The sequence below is a fragment of the Pseudomonas sp. HD6422 genome (assembly GCF_025377065.1).
Taxonomy (GTDB): Bacteria; Pseudomonadota; Gammaproteobacteria; order Pseudomonadales; family Pseudomonadaceae; genus Aquipseudomonas; species Aquipseudomonas putida_U.
Genome location: NZ_JAHWIW010000042.1, coordinates 18,733 through 44,173, shown reverse-complemented (window position 1 = coordinate 44,173; position 25,441 = coordinate 18,733). Strand labels below are relative to the sequence as shown.

Genomic DNA, 25,441 nt, shown 5'->3' with positions numbered 1-25,441 from the left:
GTGAACTGAACGAAGCCAGGGCAGCGGCCCAGGCTGTGGTGGATACCGCCCAGGAAGCAGAAAACAGGGAGAAATGGAACGAGAGCCCCATCGGATTCAAAGCCTACCTTCCACCGGTGGATATAGAAGCCCACACACAGCGCGCCACGAAGAACAAGCAGGAAGAGGCCCGTGAACGGCTGGAAGAACGCTACGACGAGAAAGCACGTGCCGCCTTCCAGGCCGGCTACGACCGCGAGGTCAAGCATTGGCAAACCAGGATCGACAAGGCCGGTGAGCTTTACGCCACTCTCTACGGACATCGCTCGTTCCAGCGTATCGCTTACTTCGACTACAGCGCGACCAGCCCACTCTCAGTCGAGTACTTCATCCAGATGTTGTCCGCCTGCCTGGCGGGTGGGCCGACAGAGAAACTGCCCGAACAGGATGATCCACTCGGCCCCACCCAGTACCTATGGCAGCAGTTGTTGGAAGACCCCAACAGCCTGCTATATCAGGCTTTGACGGCCAAGAACCAGAGCTTGCGCCAGCAATTGGTCAAGGCGCTGTCGAGCAATGAGCTGACCCAGGTCTATCACGCGGTTAAAGCCATCGCCACTAGCTCGGAAGGCGAACAGTTGATGATCAAGTCGGTGCAAGATGCCATCGGCCAACTCCTTGCTGGAATGGCCAGTGCAGGCAATGCGCTTGGAAAGCAAATCAGTGGGCGAACGAGGGCATTGATCGGTCACGTTCATAGCTCAGCATTTTTACTCTTTGCGGGGCAACCCATTACACAAGTCAGGCTCTCGCTCACCTTGGGCGAGTACATGAGCTTGCTCAGCGAGGCACTGCAGGAGCGCACCGACGCTTTCCTTGGGCAATTGGACAAGCACTTCCGAAGACCTGCCGGGCGCAAGGTGCGGGCCACGGTGCTAAGTGGGGCGATCCATCTAGCGGCGGCGGAGAATCGCAGCCAAATGATCGAGGTGATGATATGGACGCTGGAGAGCGCTGAGAGTCTGCAAGCCAGGTTGACGCAGCTACGGGAGAGTGCGGTCGAGGGAGCGGGGACCCTTGTACGCAAAGCCTCAATCGGTGCAGATACCCTCCGGCTGAGTATGAGGTCTGTAGGCGATGATCTGAAAATTGGCGCAGCGGCAGCTCGCAGCGTCGCGAGCGATGGACTGCGTACTCTTCGTACGGCGGCTTCCAGTCCTGGCAGCGCGAAGCTGTTATTGGCACTTGGAAGTTTGTGGTTTCAGCAGGAGACACTTCGCAAGAACTTTGAGGTGCTTCTTGAGACGACTCAGAGCAATCCAGAGGCGCTGGCAGCCATTGGTTCCTCCACACTCGGCGTGATGGGCGCAGGTATTGAAACCACCGGGCTGTTGATGGATCTGGTTCGGCCAGGGAAGATGCTGAATGGTACTGGTGCAACGTTATCCCTAGGGCAGACTGTCGCCAAATTTGGTGGTGCTATTACGGCGCTGGCTGGATTGATGGATTCGGCGCAATATTTTCATGCGGCCTCGAGAGCGGCCGCTGCAAGTGACTCTAACGCTTCTCGAAGTTGTGTGGGTGCTGGATGGGTGGCGTTATTTTCCACTAGTGCTGGAGTGTACGCTGCTTTTTCTTCCGGTGCACTACTCGGGGCTTTAGGTATTGCAATCATACTGGGCTTTGTCGCGTATATGCTCGCTTTAGGAGGCAGGCATGAAGAGTCTAGTGCTTTGGAACTTTGGTGTCGGCGCTCGAGGTGGGGGATGCCGCCACACGAAAGACGCTGGATGCACTCGTCAAACTTTGACGCCTCTATTGGGGAGCTGAATGCCGCAGCTATCGGTTTGCGCGCGGATATTTCAATTGCCTTGAGGCTGCAGTCGCCGCATCATCAAGCATCTGAGGCGGTTATATTCGCTAATGAAACTGTCAATTTCGGGTTTTATCTGGATCTGAATATAGAGCTGCCTGGTTTCATTGATGGAGTGTCAAGTGTCAAGTGGTATCTGGATCTGTACAGGCCCGGAGGCCACAAGCAAGATGTGTCCCTTTGGGGGGATGGTGAACGGTTGGGTAGGATTAATGGTTTGGCCGCGGGAACTAGCGATATATTTTTCGAGTCTTTGCCGCGACTGAGCTGTATCAGTCAAGATAAGAGTTTAAGAATTCAGGCCGGGCTTCCTCTGAGTGAAAATCACGGTATTACGGCAATTCAGCTGAAGATTGAGTACTGGCCTGACAAGGGTGACGATGCTGGGCTGGCTGTCGTGACCGTTAGAGAAGATAAGTTGCAAGCGCAAATGGAGGATAGGTGATGTGTCGTCCGCTTTTAAATCCGCCATGTACTGGATGGCAAGAAGATCTCCCAGGTCCAGGCGAGAAAGTTGCCATTGAGGCTAGTCTTTGTCGGAAGTCGCCAAATTACCAGGATGGTATTTATTTAGAAATTCCTCGGTCTTCGATCTCGTTTCGTGGTGTGTTTATTTTCTTTTCTTTGTTGACGGCTTACAGTGTTTTTGATATTCCTCGGTATATAGTGGATGCGTTTTTTGAAGGTGATACTGAATTCCTGTTTACAGGTAGCCTAGTATTTCTTGTTAGTGTGTGGAGCACGCTATTTTCCTTCAAAATCGCCGTCTGCCCACCGAGAGACGAACCTCTACGTTTCAATCGGCTTCGGCGAAAAATATACGCCTACAACTTCAAACACACTTGGTGGAACCCCTTCGCGGCTTGGACCGTAGTGCCCGTAAGCTACGATTGGTCCCAGGTGAGGGCCGAACGATGGTCGCAGATGGGCGGTTTGCCCAATGGCGGCGTTATCTACAAAGCTGGCGTCGTGCTTTCAATCGTGGAGCCCGGCACGAATGTGGTGATCGACCGATTTCCTCTGGGCACCATGGGGGCGGATGAGCATGCCTGGGCCTACATCTGTACCTACATGCAAGAAGGCCCCGCCGCCTTGCCAATCCCAGACCCACCCAAAGACCATAACGATGTGCTGTGGTGTGAATTCGCACTCCGCTTGGCGCCCAAGGTAACGTGGCCTGCCGACATGGACCTGGAGTCGAGAACGGCACCCTAGGTCCCAGTGTCTAAGCATTAGTCGGAAAGTGGGTCTGTCTCGAGCGTTGCCACCCAATCGTCACACAGCTGTAACATAGCTATTGCAAAGTGCTCCGGCCAACACATGGAGCTCTTTCGATGATACGCCTGATGAAGTCTGCTGCACTCGCCGTCTCGGTCTCTCTCTGTGCCTCGGGTGCCTTCGCCTCCGAGAACGTTCGCCTGACCGGCTCCGGCGCCAGCTTCCCAGCACCGATCTACCTCACCTGGTTCAAGGATTTCAGCAAGAACACCGATGGCGTGACCGTCGATTACCAGTCCAAGGGCAGTGGTGCGGGCGTTCAGGACTTCCTGAACAAGACCGTCGATTTTGCCGCCAGCGACTCGGCCATGAAGGACGAAGACATCGCCAAGGTGGGTGAAGGCGTGCAACTGCTGCCAATGACCGCTGGTGAAATCGTCCTGGCCTACAACCTGCCAGGCAATCCGAAGGGCCTGAAGCTGCCACGTGATGTGTACTCCAACATCTTCCTGGGCAAGATCACCCACTGGAACGATCCGCAGATCGTCGCGGCCAACCCTGATCTGAAGCTGCCTGACACTCCGATCACCGTGGTCGTGCGTGCCGACTCCAGCGGTACCACCGCAGTCTTCACCAAGCACCTGTCCACCATCAATCCGGCCTTCAAGTCCGCCATGGGCGAGGGCAACACCGTCAACTGGCCAGCCTCCGACAAGTTCATCAAGTCGCCGAAGAACGATGGCGTGACCGCGACCGTACGCCAGACGCCTGGTGCCATTGGCTACATCGAGTACGGCTTCGCCAAGCTGGCCAAGGTCGACTTCGCCGAACTGCAGAACAAGGCCGGTCAATACGTCGTGCCGAATGCCGAAAGCGGTGCAGAAGCCCTGGCGGCGGTGAAGATGCCGGAAAACCTGGTGGCCTGGCTGCCTGATCCGGACGGTGCCAAGTCCTACCCGATCACCACCTACACCTGGATGATCTTCCGCAAGGACAACGGCAATCCGGCCAAGGCCAAGGCCATGCGTGAAATGGTCGAGTACAGCCTGACCCAAGGTCAGAAAATCGCCGACTCGATGGGCTACATCCCATTGCCGCCGTCGGTCGTCGCTGAAGTGCGTAAAGCGGCTCAGAACATTCAGTAATACCTGCCAGACCGCTCCTGACCGGTGTGACCACCGCGTCGGGAGCATTTGACCTTCGTCGCGGAAACAGCCAATGAACACACCCTTTGCCATACCGGATAATCCCGACTCAGCGTGCCAGCCACCCTCGGCCAGGGATTTCCTGGTCGATCGCACGTTCCGTGCGCTTGCGCGGATCGGCGTGGTGCTGGTGCTGGCACTGGTCTTCGCGTTGGTCTACGAAGTGGGGAGCAAGGCACTTCCGGGGATGGAGAAGCATGGCTTCGACGTGCTGTTCGGCAGCGTCTGGGATGTCAACCAGGGCAAGTACGGCATCCTGCCGGCCATCTGGGGCACCCTGTACAGCGCCTTCATCGCACTGCTGATTGCCGGTTTCTTCGGCATCAGCATGGCCATCTTCCTCACCCAGGACTTTCTACCCGCGAGACTGGCTGCGGTGTTCCGTACCATCGTCGAGCTGCTCGCGGCCATCCCCAGTGTGGTCTACGGCCTGTGGGGCATCTACGTAGTGATCCCGGCGATCCGCCCGCTGACCGCATGGCTCAACAGCGAGCTGGGCTGGATTCCATTCTTCAGCACCTCCTTGAGCGGGCCTGGGCTGCTGCCAGCGGCACTGGTACTCGCCATCATGATTCTGCCGACCATCGCCGCCGTTTCGCAGGATGCGCTGACCAGCGTACCGATGAAAACCAAACAGGCGGCCTACGGCATGGGGACCACCCATTGGGAAGCGATTCTCAAGGTGATGGTGCCCTCGGCTGCCACCGGAATTTTCGGCTCCCTGGTCCTGGGACTCGGTCGGGCACTGGGCGAAACCATGGCCCTGGCCATGCTGGTGGGTAACGCCAACAACATCTCGCTGTCCTTGTTCGCCCCGGCCAACACCCTGGCGGCCCTGCTGGCCCTGAACTTCCCCGAGGCCGGACCGAACGAGATCGAGATACTCATGTACGCCGCGCTGGTACTGATGTTCATCACCCTGTTGGTGAACGTGTTCGGCTCGATGATCATGCTCTACGCCCAGCGGGGTAACAAATAATGACCGACCTGACCACCCCAGCCGTCGCCTTGCCAAGTCTGCAACGCAGGTTCGAAGGGCGTGCCCTGCGCAGCGTGGTACTGACCACCCTGGTCTGGCTGGTTGCCTTGCTCGCCAGCGTGCCGCTGATCTCGGTCCTGTACATGCTGATCACCCGCGGCGGTGCGCGCCTGAACCTCGAAGTGTTCACCGAACTGCCGCCGACGGGCTTCGAGATGGGCGGCGGTTTCGGTAACGCCATGGCCGGTACCTTCGTCATGGTTGGCATTGCCGCAGCCATCGCCGTGCCGGTAGGTATCCTGGCGGCGGTGTTCCTGGCCGAACTGGGCCCGGACAGCAAGCTGGCCAATGCCGCACGCTTCGCCGCCAAGATGCTCACCGGCCTGCCTTCGATTCTCGCCGGTGTATTCGCCTATGCGCTGGTGGTGATGACCACGGGGACTTATTCGGCACCGGCCGGCGGTGTCGCCCTGGCCGTGCTGATGCTGCCGATCGTCGTGCTGACCGCCGAAGAAGCCATGAAGATGGTGCCCAAGATCATGAAAGATGCCGCTTACGGCATGGGCTGCACCCGCGCCCAGGTGGTTTGGAAGATCGTCTTGCCAACTGGCCTGCCGGCGATCCTCACCGGCGTCATGCTGGCCGTTGCACGTGCCGCCGGCGAAACCGCGCCGCTGCTGTTCACCGCGCTGTTCAGCAACTACTGGATCTACCATGACGGCAGCCTTGCGGTCATGAACCCTACGGCCTCGCTTGCCGTACTCATCTACAACTTCTCCGGCATGCCGTTCGACAACCAGCTGGAGCTCGCCTGGGCCGCCTCGCTGGTGCTGGTGATGATCGTGCTGGTGGTGAACGTCATCAGCCGCATCTTCGGCAAGCCCAAGTATTAAGACAGGGAGCATCTGAACTTGAACGTATCCACTGCGCACCGCGCCGCTCCGATGGTCAACCAATCGCCCGTGGTCATGGACTGCAAACTGGACAAGATCTTCTACGGCAACTTCATGGCCGTGCGCGATAGCCATGTGCCGATCGAGAAGAACAAGATCACCGGCTTCATCGGTCCGTCGGGCTGTGGCAAGAGCACCGTGCTGCGCAGCCTCAACCGCATGAATGACCTGGTGAAGGGCTTCCGTTTCGAGGGCCATGTGCACTTTCTCGGCCAGGACGTCTATGGCAAGGGCGTCGATCCGGTCGTGGTGCGCCGCTACATCGGCATGGTGTTTCAGCAGCCGAACCCGTTCTCCATGAGCATCTTCGACAACGTCGCCTTCGGCCTGCGTCTGAATCGTTACAAGGGTGATCTGGGCGACCGCGTAAAGCACGCCCTGCAAGGTGCTGCGCTGTGGGACGAGGTCAAGGACAAGCTCAAGGTCAGCGGCCTGTCGCTGTCCGGTGGCCAGCAGCAGCGGCTGTGTATCGCCCGCGCCATCGCCACCGAACCGGAAGTGCTGTTGCTCGACGAGCCATGCTCGGCACTCGATCCGATCGCTACCCGCCGTGTCGAAGAACTGATGGTCGAGCTGAAAAAGGATTACACCATCGCCTTGGTGACCCACAACATGCAGCAGGCGATCCGTGTCGCCGACACCACCGCGTTCTTCTCGGTCGACATTTCCCAGGGGACCCGTACCGGTTACCTGGTCGAGATGGGCGAGACCCGGCAGATTTTCGAGAACCCTCGCGAGCAACTGACCAGCGATTACATCAGCGGTAAATTCAGCTGAGCCGGGAGCCACTCGGATCGCTTTACTTTTCAGTCTGTGTCGGGATCACCCATGCCTGCAACGCGTCGTCTTGATCTGTCTGCGGTAGAACGCGCACTGCGTGAGGTGCAGAACCGTTTCGCCGAGCTCAGCCGGCACTTCACCGAACCGCGTGACCCGTTCACCGATGAGGTGTTGCTGAATGTGGTCGAAGGCTATGCCCTCATAGACGACTACGTAGCGCGGGGCATCGACCTGTTCGAGCTGCAGCAGGTCAACCTGATGCTCGAACTCAATGCCACGGTACTGTGCGGTCGAGATCCGCGACGCCGGCGGGAGTTCGCCCAGCATCTGGCCGCCACCGAGGCGCACTTCTTCAACAACGTCGAGGGCGGCATCAAGGACTTGTACAACTGGTATTGCTCGTATCGGAGTGATTCGGTATGGAAGCGGGCTGCGGGCGTCTACGTGCGGATTCTGAGCAAACCTCAACTGTTCATCGAGGGCAACAACCGCACCGGTTCGCTCATCGTCAGCTATTTGCTGATGCGTGCCGGTCTGCCGCCGTTCGTGCTGTCGCTGGACAACGCCGAAGGCTACTTCAATCCTTCCTCGGTGATTCGCAACTCCGCCAAGCATGGCGTCAAGGCCCTTTACGAGTTGCCCAAGATCAAGAAAAAATACGCGGCCTTTCTGGAAGCGCAGGCGCCTGACGCCAGGGCGTTCTTCCTCGGCGCTGCACCACAGGCTATCTACCAGGGGAGCCACTGATGGCCCGCTATCCGATGCTCAATCAATGGCGACCTTCCACCCAGCAGGCGTGGCAAACGCTGGCTCGCGCTTTCTCGCGGCCGAAGATGCGTATTTCGTTCGACATCGACGACACGCTCGCCTGTTTGCCTGAGCACAGTGCTGCCGAAGACTGCAAACTGCCCGAGTTCGTCCACCGCTGGTTGGGCGAGCCCTTGCGGGCAGGGACCCGCTCGTTGATACGTGACCTGCGCCGTCAGGGCTGTAGCGTATGGGTGTACACCTCTTCAGGGCGCACTCCGGCCTATATTCGGCGCTGGTTGATGCTCTACGGGATACACGTCGATGGCGTGGTCAACAGCGACCGCCATCAGCACGCATTGAACGCGCAAGGCTTCTTCAAGGGGCCGTCCAAATACCCGCCGGCGTTCGATATCGATCTCCACGTCGATGACTCCGAGGGCGTGCGCATCGAAGGCCTCGACCACGGTTTTCGTGTGGTCGTCGTGTGTCCCAAGGACGAAAGCTGGACGCAGAAAGTGTTGGATGCCGCGGTGAGTGTCCAGGAGACCTTGGCCTGGCAGCAGCCGCACCGCTATGAAATGCCAGTGCGCCAGCAGGCGTTGACGTCCTGATTGGCTTAGCGATGTTTGGCTGAAGTGTGTGCAGGACTATCTGGGTTGACGCTGCCCAGGAGGGCGCGGGGCGGGTGAGGCGGGTTTGTCAGGCCCGCCTCGAACAGTCTAGGGCAGGGGTCAATACCTCCAGGTCACCGAGGCCGTGAGGTTACGCGGCGCGCCGTAGCTGGCGGTGGTGGCATTGTTGTACAGCGACAGCAGGTACTTGCGATCGGTGACGTTGTTCAGGTTCAGCGACGTGCTCCAGTTGCTGTCGATGTCGTAGCTGGTCATCAGGTCCACCAGGCCGTAAGCATTCTGGTGGATGGCGCTGTTGTTGTCGTTCTCCACCTTGGTCTGCCAGCTGAGGCGGGCGCCGACCTTCATCTGCGGCAGGGCCGGCAGGCGGTAGGTGAGCATGCCGCGCAAGGCGTGGCTCGGCACGTATTTGCGCGCACGATCGCCGTCGTCATTGTCGATGCGGACATAGGTATAGCCGGCCATCAGGTCCAGGCCAGGCATCACTTCGCCCGTGGCCTGCAGTTCGACGCCGTGGCTCTTGAACTCGTCGGCGGTATAGGCCTGGCGACCGGCTACCATGCCCGCATCCACGGCGACGTTGCGTTGTTCGGTCTTGAACAGTGCTGCGGTTACGTGCAAGCGTGAGTCCATGACGCTGCCCTTGAGGCCGACTTCCATACTCTTGCCTTCCAACGGATCGAGCAGTTTGCCGGAGACGTCCGCCAGGTTGTATTGCGGGTTGTAGATCTTGGTCCAGCTGCCATACACGCTCCAGGCGTCGTTGAGGTCATAGACCAGTCCGGTATAGGGCGTGACCTTGCCGTGCTCGCGGGTAGAGCGTTCGGCGCCATAGCTGTCACCTTTCCCGTCGGCACTGAGCAGACGTGCGCCGGCGATCCAGTGCAGGTCGTCGGTGAGGCTGAAGCGGGTCGCTGCGAACACGCTCTTCTGAGTATCTTGGAAATTCTGCGACAGCGATGCGTCGTTGGCCGTGAACGATGGCATAAGCGTTTTGCCTGCCAGAATGTCCGACCATGAAGTCTCGAAGTAGCTGAAGTGCGCCAGGTCCTCGTCATACTCTTTAAGTTTCTGATGGGTTCGCCCGTACGCAGCCCCCAATGTCAGCTGATGCTCGCGACCGAACAAGCTGAACGGACCTTGTAACTTGGCCTCGCCCAGTAACTGATGCGCCTCGCTACGGGTATGGTTGGCATAGGCGCCGGCAACGTCACCGTCGACCGACCCTACGTAGAGCATGTTGGTATTCTGCTTCTCTTGCACGCCAGACGCCGTGAGGGTGGCATTCCAATCGTTGCCGAAGTCGTGCTTGAGCTCGACGAAGGCTCGCTGGGTGTGCAGGTTCCAGTACGTCCACGGCTGGCCGATGTTGCTGCTGCGGCTGCTGTAGTGGATGGCGTTGCCAGCGCTGTCGACCAGTGGCAGGTTGCCCCAGGTGCTGCCGTTGGAGTCGCTGTTGTGCTGGGAGAAGCCGACGGTCACGGTGTCGGTGTCGGTCACGTCGAAAGCCAACAGGCCGGCGGCGATGTTGCGCTCGTGGCTGTAGCGGTCCATCCACGAGTTGCCTTTGTCGTGGGCATAGATGAAGCGGCCGCGGACATTGCCGCTGTCGGTCAACGGGCCGGAAAGATCGACGTCGACGCGGCGGTTGTCCCACGAGCCGACACTGGTATTGATCTGGGCCTGGAACGTCTCGGTAGGGCGTTTGCGTACGAAGTTGACCGTGGCGGACGGGTTGCCGGCACCGCTCATCAAACCATTGGCGCCGTGCAGGATATCGATCTGCTCATATTCGGCCAGGTCCAGTTCGCCCACCAGCACGGTGCCGACGAAGGGCATGCCCATGCCGTCGAATTCGAAGGTGTTGATGTCGAAACCGCGCGAGGTGAATTCGGTGCGGTCCGATTCGGTCTGTTCGACGGTCACCGACGGCGCGGAGCGCAGAGCCTCTTTGATGCCGTTGATCTTGAAGTCGTCCAGCTGCTGGCGGGTGAGGGTGGTGACCGCCTGGGGCGTCTGCTTGTCGGTCAGGCCCAGCTTGGTGGTGGTGGAGGATGCCTGGCCCTCGTATCCCTGACTGACACCGTCGATGCTTTCGTGGGTACTGACGATCTCGGTGGCGGGTAGCGTCAGGTCGTCGGCGGCATGAACACTGGGCAAGGCGCTGCACGCGCCGACCAGCAGGAGACTGGCAGGGAAGTGACGTTTCAAAGAAAAGATCCTACGGCGAAATGGACTTTGATGCATTTGATAATCTGAATGAGAATCTACATCAAAGGCATCTAGCAATTCGACATTTTTTTCACATTTCGTTACATCCGCTGAGAGGGTGGGCTCGCCGCGGCCGAGAGGCGCTCAGTTATTCGCAGACTTGTGAAAGTGGCCGGGCCACCTCCTCGAGCGATCTGCGCTCAGCCGACACACCCCAGACCGCCTGGGTCAGCGCGGCGACGATCATCAACACTGCCCCGATCAGGTATCCATACCAGACATTGGTGCGTTCGCCGGTCTCGATCAGCGCGCCGAACAAGGTTGGCCCGATCAGACCACCCAGACCGGTGCCGAAGGCGTAGAACACAGCAATGGCGAGCGCGCGGATTTCCAGCGGGAACGTCTCGGCCACCGTGAGATAGGCCGAGCTCGCAGCGGCGGAGGCGAAGAAAAAGATCACCATCCAGGCCAGGGTCTGCTGGGTGACGTCGATCATGTCTTGCTGGAACAGGTAGCCGCTGATCGTCAGCAGCACACCTGCGATCAGGTAGGTCGAGCTGATCATGATCCGTCGGCCGATGACGTCGAACAGGCGGCCAAGTATCAGGGGGCCACAGAAGTTCCCCAGGGCGAAGGGCAGGACGTACCAACCCACCTGAGCCGACGGGACCTGGTAGAAGTCGGTCAACACCAGGGCGTAGGTGAAAAAGATGGCGTTATAGAAAAACGCCTGGGCGGTCAGCAACGCAAGACCCACCAGCGCCCGCTGGCGATGCTCGACGAACAGGCTGTGCACCACCTCGCGCAGCGGCGTGTGGTTGCGGGTGCGCAGGCGCAGGGGTGGGGCCTGCAGGGACGGTATCTCGATACCGCGCTCGTGGTAATGACGCTCGATGTCGGCGACGATACGCTCGGCTTCTTCGGGCTGGTTGTGGATCATCAGCCAGCGCGGGCTCTCTGGTATCCACAGGCGCATCAGCAGGATCACCAGACCCAACAGCGCACCGATGCCGAAGCACAGCCGCCAACCCAGTTCTCCACCCGCCACGTCCGGGTCGAGCAGCACCACTGCGCCTACGGCACCGAGTGCCGCGCCGATCCAGAACGTGCCGTTGATGGTCAGATCGACCCAGCCCCGGTAGCGTGCCGGGGTGAATTCCTGGATGGTCGAGTTGATCGCGGTGTATTCGCCGCCGATACCGGCGCCGGTGAGAAAGCGAAACACCAGGAAGCTCCACAGGTTCCAGGAAAACGCCGTGGCCGCCGTGGCACCGATGTACAGCGCCAGGGTGATGAAGAACAGCTTGCGCCGCCCGAGGCGGTCGGTGAGCCAGCCGAACAGCAGTGCACCGAGCACCGCGCCGGCGATGTAGCTGGCGCCGGCCAGGCCGATCTCGGTATTGCTCATGGCCAGGGCCGGGCTGTCCTTGAGGGCGCCGGACACCGACCCAGCCAAAGTGACCTCGAGCCCGTCGAGTAGCCAGGTGATACCGAGCGCCACCACCAACAACGTGTGAAAACGCGTCCACGGCAAACGGTCGAGGCGGGCGGGGATGTCGGTGCTGTAGAAACCTTCCCGCGCTGAGGCACCGTTTGATGGCGGCAGGGTGTTATTCAAGGGGGCACCTCATCAAGGGGCAGATTCTCCGGGTCTTGGATGGAGTACGCCCCAGTGGACAAGGTTCACGCCCGATGATCATTGGTATCCAGGCTAGTGCCTTCGGCGCCGCCTTGTTCGAGGGCAAGCAGCGCAGGCATGTCGAGAATCTCCACCAGCCTGCCGCGCAGGCTGACGATGCCAAGCGCGCGCAGCCGGGCCACCGACCGGCACACGGTTTCCAGGCGCAGGCCCAGGTACGACGCCATATCCTCGCGCGACATGCGCAGCAGGAAGCCGTGGGCCGAGTAGCCTCGGCTGACAAAGCGCCTGGACAGCCCGACCAGAAAGCTGGCCAGCCGCTGTTCGGCGGTGAGGTTGCAGAGCATCAGTACGCGCTCGTGTTCGCGCACGATTTCCCGGCTCATCAGGCGATTCAGGCTCTGTTGCAGGACAGGAAAGTCGCGGGCCAGGGATTGCAAGCGGCGGTAGGGCACCGGGCAGACCTCGCTGTCTTCCAAGGCGATCGCATCGCAGACATGCCGCTCGGTGGCAATGGCGTCGAGGCCGAGCACGTCGCCAGGCATCCAGAAGTTGATTACCACACCTTGCCCTTCGGCGGTATTCAGGCTGGTTTTGAAACTGCCGCAGTGCACCGCGTAGAGCATGGTCAAGGGATCGTTGGCATTGAACAGTGCGGCGCCTTTGCGCACGCGCAGGCGCGGTCCGATCAAGGCGCCCAGGCAGCTGTTGTCGTGTATCGGTAGTCCGGTAGGCAAGCACAGGCCGCTGACGCGGCAGTCTCTGCACAGGGCCGCCAGCGGTTTCAGGTGTATCGGCTTTGCCGCGCGGGATGCGGCGGGCTGTTCGAGGAGCGTGACCTTCAGTTGGCCAGTCATGGTCATGCCTCCTTCGCACATCGGTGATCGGCTACGCCGTTGCGGGGCGACCCATCTGCCAGCCTGTCCCGCGAGTGAGGGGCATTGAGTCGGTTGTTCAGACGTTCGACGAACAGTTCGGCCTCTTCAGCTGTGCTGAAAGCCACCCGCCAGTCATCCATGCGGACCCACCAGCGCTTTTGTTCGGTGTCGTTCTCGACGTAGACGTTCAACGGAGCCTCCAGAGCATGCATGAGCAAGGTATCTGCAACATGGCAAAACGAAGGCATCCCTGCCGCCAGCGGGTAGGACTCAGGGCCTGGTCACCCCGTTGGCCTGCGATGGAACCGTTGGTGACATGGGGACAGCGTGCGCCGACTAATTTGCCTCGCTTTGATCCGCGTCAAATTTTCTTGCCAAGGTCCATGCCGCTGGTCCGCTGCGGGCGGCAATTGATAAACATCAAATACGCATGGCAAAGGTGGCAGATGCTCAAGGTACGTACCCCAACCGCTGAGGTGTGACATGCAAACCCCACAAAGACTGCTGCTGATCGTACCCCCGCTGATGCGCCGAACCCCTGTCTATGACCGCGCTGCCGCGCTGGCCAAGGCCAAGGGCATGGCACTGCACATCGTGGCGTTCGATTACCTGGAAGGGCTGGCCACCGCAGGCTTGGTCAACGATCAGGCACTGGCGGTGATGCGCGAAGGATATGTGCAACAACACCGTGAGTGGCTGGAAAGCCAGGCGCTGTCGATGCGGCGCAATGGCGTCACGGTGACCACCGAAGTGGTATGGGTGCAGCATCCCTTGAACGAGATCCTGGTGCATCTGCGCGAGCAACCATTCGCCATGCTGATCAAGGAGTTCGAGCATGAGCCTTGGTGGGTGAGGGCCATGTTCACCTCGCTGGATATCCAGCTTTTGCGCGAAACCCGCGTCCCCCTGCACCTGGTGCACAAGGCCAGCCATGCGCTGCCGCGCAGGATTCTGGCGGCCGTGGACCTGTCCAGACCGGAGGATCAGTTCGAAGGTTTCAACGACCAGATCATCAGCGAAGCGCTGAAACTGGCGTTGCAGTGCAATGCCCAGATCGACTTGTTATATGCCTACGACCTCGGCTCCATGTACCTGGACGCCGGCAGTAGCCGCGAGCACTCGTTCCTGTTCGACTCGAACCTCGCCCAGACCCTCCATGAGGCCCAAAGCGATGCATTCCAGGCGCTCGCCGAACGCAATGGCATCGCCGTCGAGCATCGACACATGCGCATCGGCGACCCAGCCAAGGTGCTGGCCCTGTACATGGACAACAACGACATCGATGTGCTGGTCATGGGCAGTTATCACCACCGCGGCATCGGCTGGTTCATCGGCAGCACCGCCGAGCGGGTGCTGCATCGGTTGTCCAGCAGCGTGCTGGTGATTTCCCCGGAACGTTCCCAGGGTTGAGTTCAAGGCCCGCAAGGGCCTTGTCTTCAGGGGCGCAGGTCGAGTTCGTGCAGGATCTCGCTGACGTCACCCCCCACATAGCTCGAGCTGAAGCCCAGCCCCTTGGCCAGTCGGTGCATGGCGTAGTTGTTCGCCAGGTCCCTGGACATCATGTAGTGGTAGCCGTTGCGCCGCGCAGCGGCGATCAGGTGTTGCAGCAGGTGCCTGCCCAGGCCCTTGCGCTGCCAATCTTCCCTCACCGCCACCGCGCATTCGCAGCGTGGACTGCCCGGGATGCCGGCATAGCGGCTGACGCCGATCTGTTGCAGCTTGCCGTCGACATGCGCCAGTGCGACGTAGGCCATGCGCTGGTGGTAGTCCACCGGCATGCATTGCGTGTCCAGGCTCGGCAAGCCGCCGCTGAGCCCGGCGATGAAGCGAAAGCGGCGCGACTCGTAAGCGATCGTGCTCAGAAAGCGCTTGTCCCGTTCGTGGTCTTCCTCGCGCAGCGGGCGGATCAGTACTGCCGAGCCGTCGTCCAGCTTTTCGACCCAGTGCTCGCACGCTTCTGCCTGGTCAGTCGGATGCCCGTTCATGTCGCCTCGCGGTTGCCGGATCAATGCCTGGTGCTGCTGTTGTAACGTGAAGCGCCGGTTCGGTTCTGACAAACGTCAAACTGAGGATGGGTGGTGGATTTCTGATCTGCATCAAGCGGCATCCGACATTGGCGCGGAATATCGTTCCCAGCGCATTCCCGTCGCCCGTATCCGGAGGTCCATCATGGGTCAATATCGACAGTTGCTGGTGTTGCTCACCGAGGTCGATCCCCACTCGGCCGCGCTGCGCCGGGCCTTGGCCCTGGCGCATGTCAGCGGCGCCAGCGTCCACGTGCTGGGCCTGTTCGAGCCAAGCGAAGAACATCTGCTGCGCGAGGAGCGGCTGAACGAGGCCGATATCGAGCGCCAGTACGAGCGCTACCGTATCCAGTTGGCGAAGCTGGTCGACCGGCACCGCGCCAGCGGCATCGTGCTGACGGTCGATAGCCTCAGCGCAGAGGACATCCGCAGCCAGGCCATCGACTACATCGGCGAGCTACAGCCTGACATGGTCATCAAGGACAGCGAAACCGCCTCTGCCTTGATGCGGCTGTTCGGCACTCCGCTCGATTGCGCGCTGATGCGAAGCTTCAAGGGCATCACCCAGTTCGTGCCGCAGGCTGCCGTGTCATTGCCTCGGCGCATCCTGGTTGCCGTGGACACCGCCTTCAGCGAGGCGCCTGCAACCCAGGAGCGCTTCAACCAGGGGCTGGTACGCGCTGCCCAGGCACTGGCCTTGCAGTGTGATGCACAGTTGCACCTGCTCTGCGCCTACAACCTCGCCGGGGTGTTCGCTTCGGACATGAACGTGACTCAGGCCTGGATCGAAGAGATGCGCAAGGCGTTACAGGAGCCTTTCGACGCGCTGGCAGACGCCGAAGGGGTGGCCCTGGACCGTCGCCATTTCGTCGAAGGTGGCCCGGTGCAGGTGATCCGTGAACAGGTGCAGGCTCTGGATATCGATGCGGTCGTGATGGGGGTGGTGCAGCCCAAAGGGTTGGACAAACTGCTCGGCGACACCACCGAACGCCTCGTCGGACGGCCGCCGTGCAGCATCTTCGCGGTTCACCCTGATCTGGCCGGTACCTGGGAGGCCTAGCCATGCACCTGACATTTCTTGGCGGCACCGGGACCGTGACCGGTAGCAAATTCCTGCTGACCCACGATACGACGCGGATACTGGTCGACTGCGGACTGTTCCAGGGCTTCAAGCAGCTACGTCTGCGTAACTGGGAGCCTTTGCCCGCCACCCTGCGGGCGCTCGACGCCGTGGTGCTGACCCACGCCCACCTCGATCACAGCGGCTATCTGCCGGTGCTGGTCCGTGAAGGCTACCGCGGGCCCATCTATGCCACTGCGGCAACCTGCGCCTTGGCGCAGATCCTGCTGCTCGACAGTGCCCGGTTGCAGGAGGAACAGGCAGAGCATGCCAATCGCCACGGCTACTCCAAGCATTCGCCGGCGCGCCCGCTCTATACCGAAGAGGACGCCAAACGTGCGTTAGAGCTGTTTCGCCCGGTGGAGCTGCACCAGACCACGCCTATCGCCGAGGGTATCGAATTGCTGTTGCGCAGTGCCGGACACATTCTTGGCGCGGCGACCGTGCAGATCTGCGCGGGAGGTCAGACCGTGGTTTTCTCGGGCGATTTGGGGCGCCCGCAGGACCCGATCATGCGCGCGCCGGAGTTGGTTCGGACGGCTGACGTACTGTTGGTTGAATCCACCTACGGCGATCGCTTGCATCCTGCAGAGTCCACCGAGCAATACCTGGCCCAGGTCATCAATCAGACGCTCCTGCGCCATGGCATCACCTTGGTTCCGTCCTTTGCCGTTGGCCGGGCGCAATTGCTGATGTACTACCTCTACAAACTCAAGCGCGACAAGTTGATCCCGGATATCCCGGTCTATCTCAACAGCCCGATGGCCACCGATGCCACGCAACTGTACCTGCGTTTCCGGAGCGAGCATCGCCTGAGCGCGGCAGAGTGCGCCTCGATGTGTCAGGGCACGCGGATTGTCCGCACGGTCGACGAATCCCGGCACCTGGATCAGTTGCGCGAGCCGGCGGTGATCATCGCTGCCAGTGGCATGGCCACAGGTGGGCGGGTACTGCACCACCTCAAGGCGCTGGCGCCCAACCCACGCAACAGCATTCTTTTCTCAGGCTTCCAGGCCGGCGGCACGCGCGGTGCCGACATCGTCGCGGGCGCCCACAGCGTGCGCCTGCAAGGCAAGGACGTGCCCATCCGGGCGCAGGTGCATGCCATGGAGAACCTCTCTGCCCATGCTGACGCCGACGAGATCATGGAGTGGTTGCGAGGGTTCAGCCGGCCGCCCCGGCAGACCTACGTCATTCACGGCGAACCTCATGCTGCCGATACCCTGCGCCGGCGTATCAGCCTCGAACTCGGCTGGCAGGTGTGCGTACCTGACTATCAGGAAACGGTTGCCATCGACCCTGTGCGCTGAGCCAGCGCAGGAGGTATCCATGAATACACAAGCTCGGGCCAGGTTGCGGGCCTGGATGCATCGACCCAGGGGCAGTCTGGGCTGGATCGTGGCCATCGTCGCCCTGCTGGTAGCGACCGCCGTCTACAGACACCTGACACCGACCTGGCGCCTGCCCATGCGCGACCCGGTGGTGTTGTTGGCCTTGCTGGCCTTGAGCGCGGCATTGGGTTGGGCGGTGCAGCGAGGCGTCAAACGCACGGTGGGCAAGGCCATCTTCACCAGTGAACAGAGCACTTGGCAGGACAGGCTGGCGTTTCTGCGCGCGGTCGCACGGGAATCCAACGCATTGCTGGCCACGTTGCTGCTGCTGGCTGTGCTGGGAGCGGGTACTGTGTGGCTGGCTGGGCGCTCCGTGGCACAGATCGTCGACCACTGCGAGGCGAGCCTGCAGGGTCAGGTGCAGTCCCCGGAGGACGAGCAGCTCTCGGCACTGATCGGCAAGCCGGTGTGTACCTGCCTGGCGCAAACCTTTCTCGATCGCAACGGGGTGATTCGTCTGGCGTTGTTCGACACGCCCCTGCAGGAAGTGAGCGGTTTGAAGGCACTGACACCGGCCGATGAGCAACGTTGCCTGGAGCAGTTCGACCTGCTCCCGGAGGAGGCGCATGCAACGACGCCTTGATCGGTCATGCCCATCTGAACCCTCGCAGTTACGCCATGGTCAAGCGCATTCCTGCCCGGAGGGCGCGTTGTACCGCTATCTGGACCGGCGCTGAAGGCTGCACCGGCTATCGCCATAGCGTCTGTGCAACGCTTGAATAAAGCTGTACAGAAAACTATCTTTGTACAATATTCAAGGCGTTCGAGGTCAGCATGGCGCAACCTGCTCGCTGCATCTGGCTATTGCTGTTTCTGGTATTCGCGCAACCGGCAGCCGCCGATTGGCGATCGGCGATGCCCACGGCGCAGCTCCTCGGCAGTGGCGACTTCACCTGGTTCGGCCTGCGGGTCTACAGCGCCAGGCTGTGGACCGTTGGTCCGGTACAGGACTGGCAGCAGCCGTTCGCGCTCGAACTGCGCTACCACCGGTCCCTCTCCCGCGACACCTTGGTCAAGGCCAGTGTCGAGGAAATCCGCCGTTTGAACCGCGGTAGGGTGACACAAGCGCAGATCGATGCCTGGTCCGAAAGGCTCGCTGGCGCTTTCGTCGATGTCACCCCAGGCATGCGCATCACGGGTGTGTATCGACCGGAGCAGGGATGTCGTTTCTATGTCGATGGCAGGCTGACCCAGGTGGTCGACGATCCGCTGTTCGCCCGGGCGTTTTTCGCTATCTGGCTCGATCCCCGGGCCAGGGATACGCAACTGCGCCTGCGCCTGCTTGGCCAGGCCGGCGGCGACTGAGGAGTGTAAACATGTCCAGAGCACTGCTGTTGGTAACCTGCCTGCTGTTGGGAAGCTGTGGCAATGTCGGCGTCGAGCGTTATGCAGGCGAGCGACCGGCGCTCGACCTGGCTGCGTTCTTCTCGCAGCCGGTGCAGGCCTGGGGCATGTTTCAGAAGCGCTCTGGAGAGGTGGTCAAGCGCTTTCATGTGTGCATAGGCAGCCATCGAGAGGGAGAGCGCTTGATTCTCGATGAGCGTTTCGTGTACAGCGATGGGACTCGCCAACAACGGGTCTGGACACTGGTGCCGGACGGCCCCGGACGCTGGCGCGGCACCGCGGGGGACGTGATCGGCGAAGCACGCGGTGAGGTGGCGGGCAATGCCCTGCGCTGGCGTTACCAGTTGGACCTGCCGGTCGACGGGCGGCACTGGCAGATGGACATGGATGACTGGATGTTCCTGATGGACGAAGACACCCTGATCAACCGTACCCGCATGAGCAAATTGGGCGTGGAAGTCGGCCAGGTCACCTTGTTCTTCCGGCGCACGCCCAGCGCCGCTAGCTGTAACTGAGCACGCTAGATCAGCTTTCAGCGGCCTTGGTGTGCCGCCAGGCGTGCCAGCAACGGTAGCGCCAGTGCCCAGATCGGCACCAGACATAGAGCGGTCGGCAATGGGCCGAGGGGCAAATCGACACCTGCCAGCCCGGCACCGCCCACGTATGCCCCTGGCCCACCCATCCCTCCGACCAGGGCGCCGCGCCACAATGGCCAGCCTGTCCAGGCCAGGCTATGGCGCAGACCGCTGGCCAGCACCAGCCACAACAACGCGAGCCAGAGTGGCAGCGGCCAGGCGACGAAAGCGAAAAGGCCCAGCGCGCCCAGCAGGCTATCGAGTACACAGCCTGCCAATGCGACCCGCCACAGTGCCGCGACCTCGCTCCCCCGGGCCGGGCTCAGGTACAGGTGAATGCCCAGCCCGAGCGCGACCAGCGACAACAGCCAGGGGCGCTGAGCGCCGAGCACGCACAGCCACCAGCCGGCCTGCAACCACAAGGCATTGGCCAGTAGCCACCGAGTGCTGCTCATCGCGGCTCAGGCAAGGGCGCCCGCCGGGCCTGGGGCGCTGCCCAGAGCAATTGGGCCACACCGATGGCCCGCTCTTCGAATCCTCCCTGGCAGTAGCACAGGTAGAACTCCCACAGGCGCTGGAAGGCATCGTCGTATCCCAGCTGGCTCAAGCGGGTGCGTGCCTGGCGCAGGTTGTCGCGCCAATGGCGCAGGGTCCGTGCGTAGTCCGCGCCGAAGTCCTCCAGGTGCACCAGGTTGAGCGTTGTCTCGCGGCTGGCAGTCTGCAGCATCACGCTCAGCGAGGGCAGGGCTCCGCCGGGGAAGATATGGCGTTGGATGAAGTCCACCGAGCGTCGGGCCTGGGCGTAGCGTTGGTCACGCATGGTGATCGCCTGCAACAACATCAGCCCGTCGGGCTTGAGCCGTGCGGCGCATTGGCGAAAGTAGATCGGCAGGTAGCGGTGGCCCACGGCCTCGATCATCTCGATGGAGACCAGTTTGTCGAAGCTGCCCTTCAGGTCACGGTAGTCGTCGCGCAGCACCGTCACCTGTGCCTCCAGACCCATGGCCCGCACGCGCTGCAAGGTATAGGCGTACTGCGCTTCCGACAGCGTGGTGGTGGTGACCCGACAGCCGTGGCGGGTGGCGGCATGGATGGCCAGGCTGCCCCAACCGCAGCCGATCTCCAGCAGGTGGTCGCTGGGGCGCAGTTCGAGCTTTTGGCAGATGCGTTCGAGTTTGTGCAACTGGGCTTGTTCCAGTGGCTGTTCGGGGTACTCGAACTGGGCGGCTGAATACATCATGGTCGGGTCGAGCAGTTGTTCGAACAAGGCATTGCCCAGGTCATAGTGCGCCAGGATGTTGCGCCGCGCGCCGTGCCGGCTGTTGCGGTGCAACCGATGAAACAGTTGCAACGCCGGGCGGCCCAGGCGTGCCAGTCCTCCTTCAAGGGCGTCCAGGACAGCGAGGTTGGCTACGAACAGACGTGTCACCAAGGCGAGGTCGGGGCTGCGCCAGTAACCTTGGATATAGGCCTCGCCGGCGCCGATCGAGCCATTGCCTGCCAACAGGCTCCAGGCGGCTTCATCGAGGATTTCCACTTCGGCCTGCAAAGGGCTGGCAGCATCGCCGAAGCTCCACTGCCTGCCATGGCTGAGCACGCGCAGATGGCCGTGGCGCAGCTTGCCCAGTTGGGCCAGGACGAGGGTTCGGGCCAGGGTCCCGAGCCGCGGTGCCAGACCGGATGACTTGCTAGCGCTCAGGGTGGTGTTGGGCATGATCGGGGTCCTCGCAGGGTTGGCCAACCACCAGATCGCCCCGGCGTTCGGCATGGTCATGGACGGGTAGGCGTTTGAGCAACAGGCGCAGCGCCTGCCAATAGATGCCTGAGACGGTGCGCAGGCTCATCCAGGGAAACGTCAGGATGTAGTGCCGTAACGCCTGTCGGGTAAGCGGTTGGCGTTGCAGGTTGAGCGTGGCGTCGAATACCTTCTGCCCGTCCTGCCAGTTCTGCATGTGGATGCGCAGCTGGTCGGCGTCCATGCGCAAGGTCAAGCGGTACTCCATGTCCAGCGGCATGAACGGTGACACATGAAAGGCCTTGGCCAGGGTGAACGGCGTGGACAGTTCGCCCTGGACCGGCAACACGTAGTGGAAGCGTTCTCGCCAGGGGGTATTGCGTACTTCCAGCAGGATCGCGGCCAGTCGCTGGTCGGCGTCGTGGCAGAAGTAGAAGCTGACCGGGTTGAACGACAGCCCCCAGCAACGCAATTGCGTCAGCAGGTGCACCGGCCCCTCGGGCGTCTGGCCGAGGGCCTGGCAGACCAGCGAGCGTGCGGCCTGAGCCAGCGGCATGCCGCGACCGGTCAAGGCGGGCAGGTAGTCGGTTTCGCGCCAGCTCAGCGGTGCCAGGCGCCAGGGCCTGAGCCCGCGCGAGAGACTCATCCAAGCGGCGTGTTCGTCCAGGTCCAGATAGAACATTCCCATGTGGTAGGTAAACGCGTGGACCTTGGGGACCAGGCGGCGGTGGCTGAGCCAGCCTACGCAAAGTGCGCTGTTCACAGCTGCTCGCCAAAATGGCCAGCGACCTGCAACGCGCTGACCACCCCGTCTTCATGAAAGCCATTGCCCCAATACGCACCGCAGAAGTAGCTGTTCAGATGCCCCTGCAACTGGGCCTTGCGCCCTTGCGCCGCCGAAGCGCGCAGGGTGTATTGCGGGTGGGCGTAGCGCAAGCGGGCGATGATTTGCGTCGGGTCGATCAGGGCGGTCTGGTTCAGACTGACGCAGAAGGTCACCGGCGCTTTCAGCCCCTGCAGCAGGTTCATGTTGTAAGTGACCGCAGCCGGGGCGTTCTCGGCTGCACCCAGGCGGTAGTTCCAGCTCGCCCAAGCCAGTTTGCGTTGAGGGAGCAGCCGGGTGTCGGTGTGCAGGACGACGTCATTGTCGGCGTAGCCGATGCCACCCAATACGGCACGCTCCTGGGCGGTCGGCGCTTGCAGCATGGCCAGGGCCTGGTCGCTATGGCAGGCGAAGACCACGCTGTCGAAGCGTTCGATGCCGGCGGTGCTGACGACGGTGGCACCGGCTTCGTCGCGGCTGACTCGCTCGACCTTGCAGCCGAGACGTATGCGCTCGGCGAAGGTTCGGCACAGCGGTTCCACATAGCTGCGCGAGCCGCCCTGGATGACCCGCCATTGAGGTCTATCGTTCACCGACAGCAAGCCATGGTTGCGGCAGAAACGCACGAAGAAGCGCAGCGGGAAGGCGAGCATGTCGGCGCGCGACATCGACCAGATCGCCGAACCCATCGGTACGATGTAGTGCTCGATGAAGCGATGGCCGTAGCCTTGGGCGAGCAGGTAGGCGCCCAAGGTGGTGGTCGGATCGATACGTTGGTTGTCCAGGTCGGTGATCACCTGTCGGTTGAAGCGCAGGATATCGCGCAACATGCCCCAGAACCCCGGTGACAGCAGGTTGCGCCGTTGCGCGAACAGCGTATTGAGGTCATGACCGTTGTATTCCAGGCCGGTGCGCGGGTCATGCACCGAAAAGCTCATCTGCGTCGGTTGCGATGCAACGTTGAGCTGATCGAGCAGGCGTATGAAATTTGGGTATGTCCAGTCGTTGAAAACGATGAAGCCCGTGTCGATGGCATAGCGTTGGCCCTGCCAGTCGACATCGAGGGTATGGGTGTGCCCGCCGATCCATCGCTCGGCCTCGAACACCGTGACCTCATGTTTGCGCGACAGCAGGTAGGCGCAGGTCAGCCCTGCGATGCCGCTACCGATGATGGCGATGCGCATGCTTCGTCACTCCTGTTCCGCACGTGCCAGACGCTTGCCCAGGGCCAGGCGCAGCCGTGGCGGCAACGCCCCGAGCAGGCGCAACAGCAATGTGAAAGAGCCGGGGAAGTTGATTTCCAGGGGCCGGCGCGGCAATCGCCTGGCGATATGCTGGGCGGCGCGTTGCGCCGACCACATCTGCGGCATGGGAAAGTCGTTGCGGCGGGTCAGCGGGGTGTCGACGAAGCCCGGGCTGACCAGGGTGACATCGATGCCTTCATGCGCCAGGTCGATACGCAAGGACTCCACCAGGTAACGCACGGCGGCCTTGGAGGCGCCATAGGCACCGGCGCGGGGCAAGGCCAGCCAAGTCACCGAACTGCCTATGACCACCAGATGCGGTGCATGCCCGGCGCGCAACAAGGGTAGGGCAACGCCCAGGCAATGGCTGACGGCCAGGAAATTGGTGCGTATCACGCGTTCGACCAGGGCTGGGTCGAAATGCCCAGGCTCGAGGTACTCGCACGTGCCTGCGTTGAGAATCACCAGATCCAGTGCGCCCCAAGCCTGTTCGATGCGCCCGGCGATGTCGGTCACCTGCTCGGGCCTATCGAGATCGCCGATGGCCAGCAACGCCTGTCCGGGAAACTGCTCGACCAGGGCAGTGAGACGGTCGGCCCGGCGGCTGCCCAGCGCCACTTGGTGGCCGCTTTCCAGCAGGCTCTGAGCCAGTGCAGCGCCGATGCCGCTGCTGGCGCCGGTCAACCAGCAGCGGCTCATTTCAGGCGGCCCTTGAGCCAGCGGATGGCACTGCCCATGACCGGGACATGCTCGTAAAGCAACGCGCCAGCGTCGAAATAGTCCTGATGGAAGTGCACCCGGTCACGCCATTGCAGGTAGCTGCAACCTTGCACTTGGATCGGCTGGCCGCTGGCCAGGCGCGGGTGGCGAAACTGCAGGGACCAGCGCAGGTAGCCTTGGCCGGGACTGAGCTCATCGGCGCCGAGGATGGCGTAGCGGATGTCGTGGGTGTTGGCGTACAACTGGTCGAAGTATCCCCGCAGGGCCTGAAGGCCCTTCAACTCATGCAGGGGGTCACGAAAGGTGACGTTTTCATCGTACAGGTTGCCCAGGTCATCGAGCGTGCTGGCGTCGAGACTGGCGAAGCGCTGGGCGAACCGTTGGAGATAGTCGGACATGCGAGACTCCAGACATTCTTGTACAACCATGCCAGGTTGTACAGGTATAGCTGAAGACTAGGATAAAACTTGTACGCGCACAATTATCTTGTACAAGTTTTTGTGTCGTCCTTGGCGTCAATCGGTCCGTTCATCGCTCAGTGCTGACTCAACATCAACCAATCCGGCAGACGTCACTCCACTGACGTAACTGCCCTGGTTGACGAGGAGACCGCTGATGGCCGAGAAAGAGGCCGTGTTGTACCGCATGGTGATGCCCGAGCACGTGTGTCCGTTCGGGCTCAAATCAAAATATCTACTGACCCAGGCTGGCTACGAAGTCGAAGACAACTGGCTGAGGACTCGCGAGGAGACGGACAGGTTCAAGGAGCGCGAAGGCGTGAAGTCCACGCCGCAGATTTGGATAGATCACCAGCGCATCGGTGGCTACGATGACCTTCGTCAGCATTTAGGCAAAGGCAGTGCGCAAGCCAATCGGTATCGCCCTGTCGTGACGGTGTTCCTGTGTGCCTTGTTGCTGGCAGGGGTACTGGCGCTGATGGGGGTGGGGCAGTTCGGTCTGGCCTGGCTGGTGCAGGGGTTCTTCGCTATCACCATGCTGCTGCTGGCGATGCTGAAACTTCAGGACGTCGAGTCGTTCAGCAACATGTTTCTGGGTTACGACCTGCTCGCTCAGCGCTGGGTGCCTTATGCCTACGTTTATCCCTACGGCGAAGCGCTGGCGGGGCTGCTCATGGTGGCGGGCTGGCTCAGTTGGTTATCCGGTCCGCTAGCGATGGTGCTCGGCGGTGTGGGCGCGATCTCGGTGTTTCGCGCTGTGTACATCGAAAAACGCGAGCTCAAGTGCGCCTGCGTGGGCGGCAGCAGCAATGTGCCGCTGGGGGCGATTTCCCTGACCGAGAACCTCATCATGTTCGGCATGGGCCTATGGATGCTGCTCAGGTACGTCGCGTGAAGGCACGCATAGTCG

At 61.5% G+C, this 25,441-nt stretch carries 26 protein-coding genes; 15 read left to right on the top strand and 11 right to left on the bottom strand.

Annotated features, from left to right (window positions below):
• The 8 genes from KY379_RS23845 to KY379_RS23810 form a co-directional block, all read left to right on the top strand.
• The coding region (locus KY379_RS23845; protein WP_261261845.1) for a T6SS effector BTH_I2691 family protein at positions 1-2,297 on the top strand (2,297 nt) is incomplete at its 5' end.
• Complete coding sequence (locus KY379_RS23840) at positions 2,297-3,067, top strand: DUF6708 domain-containing protein (RefSeq protein WP_261241597.1); 771 nt, start codon at positions 2,297-2,299, stop codon at positions 3,065-3,067. The genes KY379_RS23845 and KY379_RS23840, both read left to right, overlap by 1 nt.
• 119 nt (positions 3,068-3,186) lie before the next feature.
• A complete protein-coding gene (pstS, locus tag KY379_RS23835; protein WP_133329063.1) occupies positions 3,187-4,215 on the top strand; it encodes a phosphate ABC transporter substrate-binding protein PstS in 1,029 nt (342 codons plus the stop codon).
• Positions 4,216-4,288: 73 nt separating this feature from the next.
• Positions 4,289-5,254 carry a phosphate ABC transporter permease subunit PstC gene (gene pstC / locus KY379_RS23830; RefSeq protein ID WP_133329065.1) on the top strand — a complete coding sequence of 322 codons (966 nt, stop codon included), beginning with the start codon at positions 4,289-4,291 and terminating at the stop codon, positions 5,252-5,254.
• Positions 5,254-6,147 (top strand): phosphate ABC transporter permease PstA, encoded by an 894-nt coding sequence (gene pstA, locus KY379_RS23825; RefSeq protein WP_133329067.1) that lies wholly within the window; start codon positions 5,254-5,256, stop codon positions 6,145-6,147. The genes pstC and pstA overlap by 1 nt, the downstream gene beginning before the upstream one ends.
• A gap of 51 nt (positions 6,148-6,198) precedes the next feature.
• Positions 6,199-6,984: a phosphate ABC transporter ATP-binding protein PstB gene (gene pstB / locus KY379_RS23820; RefSeq protein ID WP_409977294.1), complete on the top strand. Its 786-nt coding sequence runs from the start codon at positions 6,199-6,201 to the stop codon at positions 6,982-6,984.
• A 51-nt stretch (positions 6,985-7,035) separates the two neighbouring features.
• Entirely contained in the window at positions 7,036-7,734 is a 699-nt protein-coding gene (locus tag KY379_RS23815; RefSeq protein WP_196172317.1) for a hypothetical protein, read from the top strand.
• 86 nt (positions 7,735-7,820) lie between these two features.
• Entirely contained in the window at positions 7,821-8,348 is a 528-nt protein-coding gene (locus tag KY379_RS23810; protein ID WP_261241600.1) for a hypothetical protein, read from the top strand.
• Positions 8,349-8,468: 120 nt separating this feature from the next.
• Here KY379_RS23810 and KY379_RS23805 read toward each other — a convergent pair whose 3' ends face one another.
• The 4 genes from KY379_RS23805 to KY379_RS23790 all read right to left on the bottom strand — a co-directional run bounded on the left by KY379_RS23805 (position 8,469) and on the right by KY379_RS23790 (position 13,288).
• Positions 8,469-10,553 carry a TonB-dependent siderophore receptor gene (locus KY379_RS23805; protein WP_261241599.1) on the bottom strand — a complete coding sequence of 695 codons (2,085 nt, stop codon included), beginning with the start codon at positions 10,551-10,553 and terminating at the stop codon, positions 8,469-8,471.
• A 175-nt stretch (positions 10,554-10,728) separates the two neighbouring features.
• The gene (locus tag KY379_RS23800; protein ID WP_261241595.1) at positions 10,729-12,198 is read right to left on the bottom strand and encodes an MFS transporter; all 1,470 of its coding nucleotides are present in this window, start codon (positions 12,196-12,198) and stop codon (positions 10,729-10,731) included.
• 65 nt (positions 12,199-12,263) lie between these two features.
• The gene (locus KY379_RS23795; protein ID WP_261241594.1) at positions 12,264-13,076 is read right to left on the bottom strand and encodes a helix-turn-helix domain-containing protein; all 813 of its coding nucleotides are present in this window, start codon (positions 13,074-13,076) and stop codon (positions 12,264-12,266) included.
• A gap of 2 nt (positions 13,077-13,078) precedes the next feature.
• On the bottom strand, positions 13,079-13,288 hold the full coding sequence (locus KY379_RS23790; RefSeq protein WP_133329107.1) for a hypothetical protein: 210 nt from the start codon (positions 13,286-13,288) through the stop codon (positions 13,079-13,081).
• A gap of 292 nt (positions 13,289-13,580) precedes the next feature.
• Between KY379_RS23790 and KY379_RS23785 the strand changes: the two genes are divergently transcribed.
• Positions 13,581-14,507: a universal stress protein gene (locus tag KY379_RS23785; protein WP_261241593.1), complete on the top strand. Its 927-nt coding sequence runs from the start codon at positions 13,581-13,583 to the stop codon at positions 14,505-14,507.
• A gap of 26 nt (positions 14,508-14,533) precedes the next feature.
• Here KY379_RS23785 and KY379_RS23780 read toward each other — a convergent pair whose 3' ends face one another.
• Complete coding sequence (locus KY379_RS23780) at positions 14,534-15,082, bottom strand: GNAT family N-acetyltransferase (protein WP_261241592.1); 549 nt, start codon at positions 15,080-15,082, stop codon at positions 14,534-14,536.
• 184 nt (positions 15,083-15,266) lie between these two features.
• Between KY379_RS23780 and KY379_RS23775 the strand changes: the two genes are divergently transcribed.
• From KY379_RS23775 to KY379_RS23755, 5 genes are all read left to right on the top strand, one after another.
• A complete protein-coding gene (locus tag KY379_RS23775) occupies positions 15,267-16,181 on the top strand; it encodes a universal stress protein (protein ID WP_196172473.1) in 915 nt (304 codons plus the stop codon).
• 2 nt (positions 16,182-16,183) lie between these two features.
• Positions 16,184-17,551, top strand: coding sequence for an MBL fold metallo-hydrolase RNA specificity domain-containing protein (locus tag KY379_RS23770; protein WP_261241591.1), 1,368 nt, complete (start codon positions 16,184-16,186; stop codon positions 17,549-17,551).
• Positions 17,552-17,570: 19 nt separating this feature from the next.
• Positions 17,571-18,215 carry a hypothetical protein gene (locus KY379_RS23765; RefSeq protein ID WP_230385412.1) on the top strand — a complete coding sequence of 215 codons (645 nt, stop codon included), beginning with the start codon at positions 17,571-17,573 and terminating at the stop codon, positions 18,213-18,215.
• A 191-nt stretch (positions 18,216-18,406) separates the two neighbouring features.
• Positions 18,407-18,937 carry a chalcone isomerase family protein gene (locus KY379_RS23760; RefSeq protein WP_261241590.1) on the top strand — a complete coding sequence of 177 codons (531 nt, stop codon included), beginning with the start codon at positions 18,407-18,409 and terminating at the stop codon, positions 18,935-18,937.
• 11 nt (positions 18,938-18,948) lie between these two features.
• Positions 18,949-19,491 carry a DUF3833 domain-containing protein gene (locus KY379_RS23755; protein ID WP_261241589.1) on the top strand — a complete coding sequence of 181 codons (543 nt, stop codon included), beginning with the start codon at positions 18,949-18,951 and terminating at the stop codon, positions 19,489-19,491.
• 17 nt (positions 19,492-19,508) lie between these two features.
• On the opposite strand, the gene KY379_RS23750 is transcribed toward KY379_RS23755, so the two are convergent.
• Genes KY379_RS23750 through KY379_RS23725 form a run of 6 tightly spaced genes read right to left on the bottom strand, consistent with a single transcriptional unit; the run spans position 19,509 to position 24,471 of the window.
• Positions 19,509-20,006 (bottom strand): DUF2878 domain-containing protein, encoded by a 498-nt coding sequence (locus tag KY379_RS23750; protein WP_133329121.1) that lies wholly within the window; start codon positions 20,004-20,006, stop codon positions 19,509-19,511.
• Positions 20,003-21,265 carry an SAM-dependent methyltransferase gene (locus KY379_RS23745; protein WP_133329123.1) on the bottom strand — a complete coding sequence of 421 codons (1,263 nt, stop codon included), beginning with the start codon at positions 21,263-21,265 and terminating at the stop codon, positions 20,003-20,005. The genes KY379_RS23750 and KY379_RS23745 overlap by 4 nt, the downstream gene beginning before the upstream one ends.
• Positions 21,240-22,049 (bottom strand): DUF1365 domain-containing protein, encoded by an 810-nt coding sequence (locus tag KY379_RS23740; protein ID WP_261241588.1) that lies wholly within the window; start codon positions 22,047-22,049, stop codon positions 21,240-21,242. Before KY379_RS23740 ends, KY379_RS23745 begins: the two co-directional genes overlap by 26 nt.
• Entirely contained in the window at positions 22,046-23,293 is a 1,248-nt protein-coding gene (locus KY379_RS23735) for an NAD(P)/FAD-dependent oxidoreductase (protein ID WP_261241587.1), read from the bottom strand. The genes KY379_RS23740 and KY379_RS23735 overlap by 4 nt, the downstream gene beginning before the upstream one ends.
• Before the next feature lie 6 nt (positions 23,294-23,299).
• The gene (locus KY379_RS23730; protein WP_261241585.1) at positions 23,300-24,052 is read right to left on the bottom strand and encodes an SDR family NAD(P)-dependent oxidoreductase; all 753 of its coding nucleotides are present in this window, start codon (positions 24,050-24,052) and stop codon (positions 23,300-23,302) included.
• On the bottom strand, positions 24,049-24,471 hold the full coding sequence (locus KY379_RS23725; RefSeq protein ID WP_133329131.1) for a nuclear transport factor 2 family protein: 423 nt from the start codon (positions 24,469-24,471) through the stop codon (positions 24,049-24,051). The genes KY379_RS23730 and KY379_RS23725 overlap by 4 nt, the downstream gene beginning before the upstream one ends.
• A 217-nt stretch (positions 24,472-24,688) precedes the next feature.
• On the opposite strand from KY379_RS23725, the gene KY379_RS23720 reads away from it, so the two are divergent.
• Positions 24,689-25,426: a glutaredoxin gene (locus KY379_RS23720; protein ID WP_261241584.1), complete on the top strand. Its 738-nt coding sequence runs from the start codon at positions 24,689-24,691 to the stop codon at positions 25,424-25,426.
• The last annotated feature ends 15 nt before the right edge of the window (positions 25,427-25,441 follow it).